Raw genomic sequence first — 10,145 nt, forward strand, 5'->3', positions numbered from 1 at the left:
AAGTTCCTTAGGCAGCCGCTATACTTGAACCTGCTGGACATCCGCTGATTTTTTGCCGTAAAGCGCCACCCTGACCTTATCCGCATCTGCAGGCATCGTCGCAAAAGGCATTTGTTTTGGGTAGTCCCTCCCTATGATTTGTCCCCGCTGTGGCCACAGTAATGCTGCCGGTGAGGAAAACTGTGTACGGTGCGGCAACACCTTGCTGCCTGGGGGGGGCTTTATACAGGAGCGGCGCTGGGTTAGTGCGGTATTCTTCGACCTTTCTCGCTTTACCGAGTATGCCTTGGCCCATCCCTTAGAGGACACCTGGGAGGCAGCCAACACCGCCTTGCAAAACGCCGCCAACCACGTGCGGCTTTACGGTGGGCACATAGACAAGTTCTTCGGCGATGGTTTTTTGGCGGTTTTTGGTGTGCCGCGTAGTCAGGAGTCGGATGCTCGGGCTGCCTTGGAGGCGGCTCGGGCTATGGTTTCCTCGAGCACCCTACCTGGCCGGGCTGGGGTGGCCAGCGGGCTGGTGTTGCGCACCCCGCTGGGTGGAGGCGTAGCGGGCGATCAGACCGTACTAGGGCCGGCGGTCAACCTTTCGCAGCGACTATCCCAGGCGGCTCCGCCGGGGGAGGTGTGGTGCGATGCTACCACTGCACGGCTGGTGCCTGAGGCGCTGGCCGAGGCTCTACCCCCCCAGCCGCTAAAGGGGTATGCTGAACCGCTGGTGCCCTTTCGCTATCTGGGTTTGCGTGCCGTTCCTTCTGAGGCCCTGGGGCGGGAGGAAGAGGTAGGCCTCTTGCAAGAGGTCCTGGCTACCGTATGCAAGGGAGCAGGGCGGCGGGTAGTGGTGTATGGGCCGATGGGGGTGGGCAAGTCGCACCTGGCCCAGCACTTCGTCGAGGCCCTTCCCCCAGAGGTGCGGGGGATAGTGGCCCCACGCCTGACGGCTGGGGTAGCCTTGCGCTACGCTTTGCGGCAAGCACTGCAAAGGTTGTTGCCCGATGGGCTGTCGGGGTTGCGGCAACTCGAGCTGCCCGAGCACCTGCGCACGGTTTTGGATTTTAGCATTGGCCTGGAGGAACACCCAGGCCTACCGGTAGGCGATCTGGACGAGCTTTTGGTCCAAACCTGGTGGACTTTGCTGGCCCGCACGGCCCAGCGTACCCCTCTGGTGGTGGTGCTGGAAGACCTGCACAATGCGGACCCCACCGTGCTCGAGTTCACCCGGCGGCCTGCCCCGCCGGGGGTTTTGCTGCTTTTGCTGGCCCGGCAGAACCGCTGGGAGGCCCACGACGACGTGGTGTTCCTGCCCTTGAAGCCCCTCTCCCTAGAGGATGCCCAGCGCCTGATCCAGAAAGCCCGCCCAGAGCTGGGCCCGGCCACCAGCCTGCACCTGGCGGAGGCTAGTGGGGGGTACCCTTTGGCGGTGCAGGCCCTGTGCCTGACCCCCAATGGCGAGCCGGAACCCCTGCCTTTTTACCAGCCTCGTCTGGACACTCTGCCCCGCCTGGCCCGTCTGGCCCTTCAGGCTGCCGCGGTGCTGGGGGTTACTGCACCACCCGAGCTGATTCGACACCTGGTGGGCGATGAGGCCGACCTGACCCGGCTGGTGGGGGAGGGTTTCCTCGAGGCTGACCCCCAAGGGCAGCTTCGCTTTGCCATTCCCTGGCTGCGTGAGGCCACCTTGGGCCAGGTGGGGGGGCAGCAGGTACAAAACTGGCACTACCAGGCCGCCCGCTGGTACCAACGTCAGGGGCGCCTGACCGAGGCGGCGGGCCACCTCGAGGCCGCTGGCGACACCACTACGGCCTACCGCATGTGGCGGGTGGTGGCCCAACAGGCCTGGAGCGAGGGGCGCTATGCCGGGGCCTTGCTGGGCTACCTCGAGGCTCTGCGCCTGGCCGAAGGCCCGGTGCGCTGGCAGGCCGCCCTCGAGGCTGCCGAGGCGCACCTAGCTTTAGGCCGCTACGCTGAGGCCTTCGAGCTGGCCAGCCTTCCACTGGAGGGCCAGAACCAACTGCCCCCCCGGATATACCAGCAGGCCTGGGCGTTGCGCCTCGAGGCCAGCCTGGCCCTGGGTCGGGAAGAGCAGGTCGAGCGGCCCAGAACAGAAGAGGTTGTGGAGCCCAGGCTGGCCCTGGCCCTGGCCCGAACCTACCCCCTTGAGGTGGCCCGTTCCCTGCTGGAAAACCTGCCCCCTAACCTGGCGGGTAAAGGCCACCTGGTGCGGGCTAGGGCTTTGCTGCAAGCTGGGCAGCTGGCCCAAGCCCAGGCCGAGAGCGAGGCCTACCTGCGTGAATACGCTTTGTGCCCGGCCGAATGCTTCGAGGCCCGGCTGATCCTCTCGCAGGCCCTTTGGCGGCAGTACCGCCCCCAATTGGCCCTAGAGGCCCTGGGGGCCCCTCCCGACGATGGGCTGCCGGCCTGGTTTCGCAGCCTATACAACAGCCACCTAGCCGCTTTGCAGCTGGACCTGGGCGACCTAGAAAAAGCGGCCGAACTGCTGGAAGAAAGCTTGCTGCTGCTCGAAGGGGCTCCCCCGTGGGCCATCGGACAGGTTGGTCAGGTACGCCTGTGCTACCTGATGGAGTCGGGCCAGCTCGAGGATGCCCTCTACTTCGGCGAAGCGACCCTGGCCCAAGCCCCATCCCCCTCCTTGTTGGCTTATCTAGCTTTGGCCTATGCCCTGGCTTCCGGAACGCAGAATACCCGCATGCTGCAACGCCTGCTTCAGGGCCTGGCCGAAGTCGACGACCCCGAGCTTCAGAGCATTAGCCAGCTAGCCCGAGGGTTGCAGCAGTGGCACAAGGAGCATCGGGGAATAGCCCACCTGCGCCAGGCGGCCCATCTAGCCCGGCATGGGCACAACCCCCATTTGTACTTACACGCTTTGCTGTTTTTGGGTTTGGCCTACCAGCGCACCCATCCCCCAAAGGCCCTGGCCCTTTCCAATTATCTGCTTAGGCAGACCGCAGAGCGCGGATTTAGGGTTCAGCAGGGCTATGCGCGCCTTTTACGGGCTCAGCTTCTCTTAGCCGAGGGGCAAGCGGTGGATGGCCTGCTCGAGTTCGAGGCCATGACACCCCTGGCCCGGCTTTGGAAGGCCCTGTTGCTTGGGATACTCCGAGGGGAGAAGGCCCAGTTCACCCCCTACCACTTCCGTGGCTACGGCCTCCTAGGGGTTTGGGCGCGCTGGCTGGCTCGGCAACCCAAGCTATGCCTGGCGCAAACCTTGGATTTAGAGTAGGGAGGGTTTATCAGCGGGTGTAGGTATCGGGGCGAAAAGCCATCAGCGGGGGCTTCAGGTGTACCTCTACCCACTGGCCTGCCGAGGGGGGTTCTGAAGCCGCCAAAACCAAGCGCAAACCAGCCTCACTCTTCGGCTGGGTGAGCTGCAAAACAAAAAAGGGGATATCCAACACGGCTTCTACCTGGCCCACTAGGCGGTAGCGCCCACCGCCTTGGTGTTGTAGAGCAGGCGTGTTTGGCCCTGCCTGCCAGCTTTCCACCTGTCCGTGCAGAATCAGGGGGGTTTGCCCCGCGCGTATGGGCAGTAAGCTACGGTCGAAAACGAACAGAGGGCCCCAGGGCGTGAGCACCTCCAGCACCGGGCTGCCTAGGGGTTCGGGGCTTACCGGCCAGGTCTGGGCATAGGCCGAGAAACGCTCCCAGAAATATTCCGGGGCGTCCTCGAGGGTGCTTTTAGAGCGGGCGACCATGTCCCCCATCATAAAGCGACGCCCGTAGGCGTCGCCATAGAGTCCGCGGGTGGCTAGAAGCCTATTCCTAGGCGCAGGGCAAAACGTCCGGTGGGGTTAACCGCGCTGAAGCCATAGTCCAGGCGTATCGGGGGAAGGACCGCCCCCAACAGGTCGAGGTTTAGTTGCAGCCCTACCCCAGCCCCCACAAAAAAGGCATCCCGCTCCGCTGGGGCTGGCCAGAGGCGGCCAAAATCGGTGAAGATGAAGCCATAGAGGTTGGTGCCCCCTGTGGGGCTCAGGCCGAAGTCATAGCCGTACTCGAGGGTGCCGTTAATAAAGGCGGTACCTTTGTCAAGGAAGCGGGGGTCGTAGCCACGCAGGGTGGTAATGTCGGTGCTGTTGCCGCCGAGGCTGAACTTCTGGCTGTCCTGGGCGGTGCCCAGGATGGTACCGAAGGAGACCCGCACATTAAAGGCCTGCCGGCCAGCCTCATCCAGGGGGAAGTAGTTTCGGCCCGTTACCACCACTGGCACGTACTGGGTTGCCGCTCCGCCTTTGGGGAAGGTGATGCCGTAGCCGGTGTTGAGGTTAATGGCAAACCCCTGGGTGGGAAAGGTGGGGCTGTTCAGGGTGCTGTAGGTGGTGCCTAGGCTCAGGGTGATGGCCTGGTATTCGCGCACGCTCTGATCGAACTGGCTCTGCGCGTCCTGAAGTAGCGCATCACTACAAGCGGTGTCCTCTACCGGTGGAGAGCCCGGGGTAAGGCAACGGGGCCGGTTGGGGTCATTGACCTCGAGGAAAGGAATGCTCCATTCCCAGCCCAGCCCCACCGAGAGGCGCAGGTTGGGAAGGTCGCGGCTGAAGGGACGGGAGATGGAGAAACCCAGGCCAGTCTTGCGCTCCGTGTACTGCCAGGTCGAGGTTTCATCGGGCACTCCATCGCCGTTCAGGTCGGGAGGGGTGCCGTTGTATAGCTGCTGCAGGGGGAAGTTAATGTTGGCCTGGGGCTGGCTGTATACGTTGAAACTAAAGGCGGTACGTACCTCTTTGAAGTCGGCGAAATCTACGTATATCCAGGGGATGCGGTAGGAGGCACTGAAGGTCAGAATCTGCCCCGCATCGTTGGGGTTGAGGCCCAAGGTGATGTTGTACTGGTGGGCCAGCCCCCATAGGTTGGTGTCGCTGATGCCGATGCTGCCTTCCCATCCGGTCAGGCTGCTCCAGGAAATCCCCGGCACGAAGCTGCCGGTCTGGGCCTCGCGGAAGCTCAGTTCAAGGATTACATCCTCCGGCTTTTCCCCTTGCTGGGGCCGTACCCCGGGGGGCTCACGCAACAGACCCGTACGCAGAATATTGGTGATTCCCTGCCGTATGGCTCCCACCGAAAACAGGCTCCCTACAGGGGGCATCTCCCGCAGGAAGACGCTAGGGTCGGTGCGGGTTAGGGGCGGGTTGATGCGGTAGCCAGCAATGCGCAACTCGCGCAGCCGTTGGACATAAACCCCGTCGCGGAAGGCAACCTCGGGCTGAGGCACCAGGTCGTAGCCGGCGTCGCGGTACTCCCGCAGCAGGCGGGCGAAGTCTTCGTTGGCTAGGGTGGGGTTGTACTCGTCGCCTGGCTTCAACCTCAAGCGGGCCAGCAATTCCTCGCTGGGAATGGCGGTGTTGCCCTCGAGGCGTACTTCGCGGATGGTTCCGAAGCGCTGTTCGCCCGCCTGGAAAGTGAGGCGTACGCCATCCTGGCTGATGCGCTCAGGCCGGAACTCAACCACCCGGCCTAGGCTGCGCGAGAGGGTGTTGATTCCGTCCAGAATCCGATCCACGTTGAACGGATCGCCTACCCTGAGGCCCAGGGGGCTAATGTCCACCCCTCGAGCGTTAATCTCAGCAATCTTCAGCTCGCTGAAGGCCACCTTTAGCACCCCGTTTTCCAGGGTGGTGCCCCCCAGGTCTACCCCGCTGCCGCGGAAGCCTGCGCTGGCGTACAGATCGGCAGTACGCCCTACTGCATCGCGGTAGCGCTCAAAGGAAAAGCGCCCTTCCTCGATAACGGACTGGAAGAGGGGCTCGAGGCGCTCTTTGGGCACATAGGTGGCTGCTCCTAGCTCTATCGAGCGCAGCTCAGGGCTCTCCTCAATGGTGAAGTTGAGCTCCACACCCCCGGAAACCTCGGTGGCCTGGGGGGTGATTCTGGGCTCAAAGGGAAAGCCTTCGTTGCGGTAAATACGGGCTAGGGCCTGGGCCGCTTCGGTGGCCTTTTTGGGGTTGAACACCGTGCCTACCCCGATGGCCTGCTCGGTTTCCAGGTAGCGTAGAATGTTGGCCTCTGGGAAGACCCTCGAGGCCGCGCTGATACGGGTGATGGTAGGGTTGGGTGTCACCTCCACCACCAGTTTGTTTCCCTCCAAGCGAAGCCGCACCTCGCGGAAATAACCGCTGTCCAAAACAGCGGCTCGGGCCTGCTCGAGGTCACCTGGCTCATCACCCACCCCAAAAGGCAGCGAGATACGCACTAAAGCGGCCAACACGGCGTCGGCACCGCGCACCTCTACCTCTTCAATGGGAGCAGCCAAGGCCAGGCCCAGTAGGGCCAGTAAAGCCAGAAATCGCTTCATGCTGCCAACCATATGCGAAACCGGTGAAGCATGCGTGAGAGCTGGATTTTGGGCTGGTCAATCCTCGTGAGAGCGCATGAATATTGACCCAAGACCAGATTTGCTTTCTTCGGCGTGACATGGCCACCAAGTTTTGCCCACGTTGTGCCATGTTGTGGCCAAGGGTCAAGGGCCTAAAGGGCTATCTCTCCCCTTATCTTTTTGCTGCCGGTTTATTCCGAAAGCTGCACCAGACGACTACAGTTCGTTAAAGACCCGCCAAGCTTGTTCCACTTTAGCTAAACGTTCGGTGCCCCCTGGCAGCAAGTGGCCCACCAGCACCAAAAGAACGTGGCTGATGCTGGAAAGCGCTGTATAAGACTCCAAGATGCTAGCACTGCCCACATGGGCCCGGATAAGGCGGGCCTGACTAGGCAGGTTGTTGCTAGGGCTGGTGTCGGTTAAGAGGGTATGGGGCACGCCCACCTGGGTAAGGTACTTTAGTACCCGTTGCACTTCGGGGGAATGCCGGCGCAGCGAGATCACCAGGGCGTAATCGTCAGGGCCGAGGTCAAAAAGAGCCTGTACCGCAGTCCCCCCCGGTTCGGGTGCGAGCCGCACCCCATCGCGCATCGACCACAAGGCCATGCCTATAGACAGGGCTATGGGATAAGAAAAACGCCGCCCAAAAACCACTACCCGATTGGCTGCAGCCAGGCTACGGGCGGTGGCCTCGAGGGTTTTCAGGTCAAGGCTGTTATACGTCTGTTGGAGGTTGCGCAACTCCCGCTCATACACCGCATGAATCAGGGTGTCGCGTGGGATATCGCTGTGGGTTAGGGTGAGGGAAGAGGTGTCATAGATCTTGAGATAAGCTGATCGAACCTTGCGCTGCAAGGCTGGGAAACCCCCAAACCCTAGGCGCTTGGCGAAGCGTACGATGGTGGAGCGGTGAATGCCCAAGCGCTTGGCCAGTTCGCTGGTAGACTCGAAGCCCCACAGCTCCGGGTGCTCGAGCAGATGGCGAGCCAGGCGCTCCTCGGACGGGGAGAGTTCGGCTGCCTTTTGTTCGACCAACCGTTGCAGATTACTCACAGGGTTACACTACACCAAGTCCTGACAAAAGGATTCAGCGGCAAGCCAACAGTCCAGCCCCTTGCACTACCCAATCCGGCTAGTTGTCCAGTGGAATTTGCACATCCAGCAGAGGAGCATACTGCTGGGAGCCAAAAATATCGGTGTCGCCGGGGCTACCGCTAGGCTTCAAGCGATAGATGGTGAACTTGATAGCCATGGCTGGGTCAAACTCCACGAAGTCGCTGATGCGCGACTCGGGAATGCCATAGAGGCGAGCGACAAAGGCCCGGTTGAGCACACCGCTCTTTTTGACCCGTTCGTAGCTTTCCCGGTCGGGGAAGATGATGTCAAAGGTAATCTTGTCCACCCCCGCGTTTTTGCTGCGGATGGTTTTGGCCAGTTGGGATAGTGGAACCGACCTTGTCATAGGCCCCCCTCAGACACCCGCCTCGGTTAAGGCGGTGGGAAAAAGCTCGAGCGGGTCGTCGATGCGAACAGTATGGTTTAGAGTCCAGCGGTAGGCCGGGCTGGCGGGCAGCACCTCGTCCAGGGCAAAGGCCACACCCCCAGCCGTGCCCTTGACCTCGGGCAGCCGGGCGTAGAACATCTGCCGCGAACCGATCATGCACACCTCCCGGGCCATCTCGGCGGTGGGGGCCACCCCGTAGACCACCACCCCCAGCTCATGGGGGGTATGGCGAGAGGGCTCGAGCTCGCCCATTACACCATTCTTGCCGTAAAGCTGGTAGTGCAGCTCGTAGCCCTCGTCGCCGAAGCGCTCGCGTACCTGCTCACGGGCCCAGCCAATCACCTGGTCGATGTGGGCAATGGTGTAGGGGTCGCGAATGCCCACAATGCCCACATACCGCTCGCCCACCTTGCCAGCGCCCTCGAGCTTGACCCGCCACTCCGGAGAAGGCCGGAAAACCGGGCCAGTAACCCGGGTGGTTCTGTCGTCCCACTGCTCGTAGCAACAGTGGGACATGTCCAGGGTGCCTCCTAGCACGTGCTCGTAGAAGGGATTGGAGCGCTCGTACATGGCGTGACCGGCCACTGAGGCCACCGTGCAACGCTGCTCGGGGTGCATGGCGGTTACCCTGACATCCTCCAGGCTAATCTCACCAACTACACTCTCTTTGCCCATAAACGGCTCGGCGTTAAACGAGGCGCACTCCAGCACCTTGCCCAGGTAGTAGGCCAATCCCTCGGGAAACCCGGCGCGAATGGCGGGCGCTGCGAAGATCACGCTGTCGCTGCTGCGTCCTCCAATAATCACCTCGGCACCCATGTCCAGTAGGCGGATGTAAGGATGCACACCTGCCACCGCCACGATGCGGTCGGTGGCCTCGAGCTCAGCCAGGCTCAAGTCAGGCCGGCCGTCCAGCCCCATAATGCGCTCGCCGGAGCGCATCTTTTCCCTGAGGTAGTCTTTGCTAACTTCAGAGTAAAAGTAACCCACTTTGAAGCGAGGTAGGCGGTGTTTGTGAGCTATCTCCTGAATCATGCGCACGAACATATCCACCCGGCTGTTGGTGCCGGTGTCGCCTGCCGAGCCAATAATCATGGGCACACCCAGCTTGCGCGCAGCGAGTAGCATCTGCTCGAGGTCGTGGTACTGCCATTCCTCTGGACTCGTTGAGGTATCGCTTCCCAAGGGAATGGGTCCGATGTCGTTGCTGCCGGAGTCGGCCACGATAAAGTCGGGATGAGCTTCGAGGCCCCGGTAGAAGCTTCCGGTCTTGAGGGGGGCAAAGCCTAAATGGCCATTGGGGCACAGAAACCGGAGGCTTTTGCTAGGTTGGGTCATAGTAGGTCGCCTACACATTTTGTTGCTAAAATACTATGCCTTGTATAGTTTGTTGTCAAACCCTAGTTTTGGGGCAGTCTGTGGAAAGCTTTATCCCTGCATATCGCTAGGGTCAGCCAAACAGTTGAGATTGACAGGCGAGGCTGTTTAGCCTATGTTGTTGCCAATAAGGTGCAAACTTAGCTGCTCTGCAACAAATGTTTTAGGTTGAGATAGAAACCACGTGAGGAGGCAAACGATGCAAGTCAGGAAAAGCTGGTTTATTTGGGCACTGGTGCTGGTCTTTTCGGTTGTATGGGCCAGGCCGCTTACCTTTGTGCTGGACACCACCCCCAACCGGGTCGACGAGGCCCAGGCCATTGCGGCCCAGCTCAAACAGATTGGGGTGGAAGTGCAGGTGCGTACCTGGCAGGCCACGGTGCTGCGCGAAGAAATCCTCAAGGGTACCCGAGCTGCCTACATGACCGACTGGGGCAGTGCCTATTTCGACCCCTTTGACCTAGCCATCCCCAAGCTCGAGACTGGCGGGCGGGGCAACTTTTCCTTCTACTCCAACCCCAACGTGGATAACCTCTTTAAGCTAGCCTCCACCACGACCCAGGAGGCCGCCCGCTTGACTGCCTACCGCAACATTCAGCAGCAGATTTTCCGCGATGCCCCCTGGATTTTTGGATATACCCTGGCCAACCTCGAGGGCATCTCGGCCAACCTCGAGGGGTATGAGGCTGCTGCTGATAACGGTTAGGACTTACGCAGTTGGCTGAAGGATGTGGAGGGGATGGGCGAGATAACTTCGTATTGCCTCGCGAACAATGGACGCCTTGGCCTCGTACCAGCTCACCCCCCTGCGCAGCCGGTAGACCTCCAGCCGGAGGAAGGCCCGCAAAGCCAGGAGGAGGTGCCGCAGGATGGAGACCGCCTTCCTCACCTGGGCCCGCTCCACCCCACAGCACTGCTTGAGCCCCCGATGGT

General features: G+C 61.4%; 7 protein-coding genes and 1 pseudogene. 2 read left to right on the plus strand and 6 right to left on the minus strand.

All coding sequences use genetic code 11. The annotated features are described in order from the left end of the window. Positions 1–202 precede the first annotated feature (202 nt). Positions 203–3,241: an adenylate/guanylate cyclase domain-containing protein gene (locus G552_RS0112355; protein WP_245575200.1), complete on the plus strand. Its 3,039-nt coding sequence runs from the start codon at positions 203–205 to the stop codon at positions 3,239–3,241. A 10-nt stretch (positions 3,242–3,251) separates the two neighbouring features. Here the strand turns inward: G552_RS0112355 and G552_RS0112360 are convergent, their stop codons facing one another. The 5 genes from G552_RS0112360 to G552_RS0112380 form a co-directional block, all read right to left on the minus strand. Then, positions 3,252–3,713, minus strand: a complete 462-nt coding sequence (locus G552_RS0112360; protein ID WP_027883315.1) for a hypothetical protein — start codon at positions 3,711–3,713, stop codon at positions 3,252–3,254. Positions 3,714–3,766: 53 nt separating this feature from the next. After that, complete coding sequence (locus tag G552_RS0112365; RefSeq protein WP_027883316.1) at positions 3,767–6,310, minus strand: BamA/OMP85 family outer membrane protein; 2,544 nt, start codon at positions 6,308–6,310, stop codon at positions 3,767–3,769. A 237-nt stretch (positions 6,311–6,547) separates the two neighbouring features. Continuing rightward, positions 6,548–7,384: a MurR/RpiR family transcriptional regulator gene (locus G552_RS0112370; RefSeq protein ID WP_084640441.1), complete on the minus strand. Its 837-nt coding sequence runs from the start codon at positions 7,382–7,384 to the stop codon at positions 6,548–6,550. Between the two features lie 79 nt (positions 7,385–7,463). Next, complete coding sequence (locus G552_RS0112375; RefSeq protein ID WP_027883318.1) at positions 7,464–7,793, minus strand: DUF4387 domain-containing protein; 330 nt, start codon at positions 7,791–7,793, stop codon at positions 7,464–7,466. Positions 7,794–7,802: 9 nt separating this feature from the next. Then, the gene (locus G552_RS0112380) at positions 7,803–9,173 is read right to left on the minus strand and encodes an acyclic terpene utilization AtuA family protein (RefSeq protein ID WP_036270847.1); all 1,371 of its coding nucleotides are present in this window, start codon (positions 9,171–9,173) and stop codon (positions 7,803–7,805) included. Positions 9,174–9,411: 238 nt separating this feature from the next. On the opposite strand from G552_RS0112380, the gene G552_RS0112385 reads away from it, so the two are divergent. Continuing rightward, a complete protein-coding gene (locus G552_RS0112385) occupies positions 9,412–9,918 on the plus strand; it encodes an ABC transporter substrate-binding protein (protein WP_027883320.1) in 507 nt (168 codons plus the stop codon). A gap of 3 nt (positions 9,919–9,921) precedes the next feature. On the opposite strand, the pseudogene G552_RS0112390 reads toward G552_RS0112385, so the two are convergent. Then, positions 9,922–10,145: pseudogene (locus G552_RS0112390) on the minus strand (IS701 family transposase); the annotation flags it as partial.

It is taken from the genome of Meiothermus rufus DSM 22234 (assembly GCF_000423425.1).
GTDB lineage: Bacteria > Deinococcota > Deinococci > Deinococcales > Thermaceae > Meiothermus > Meiothermus rufus.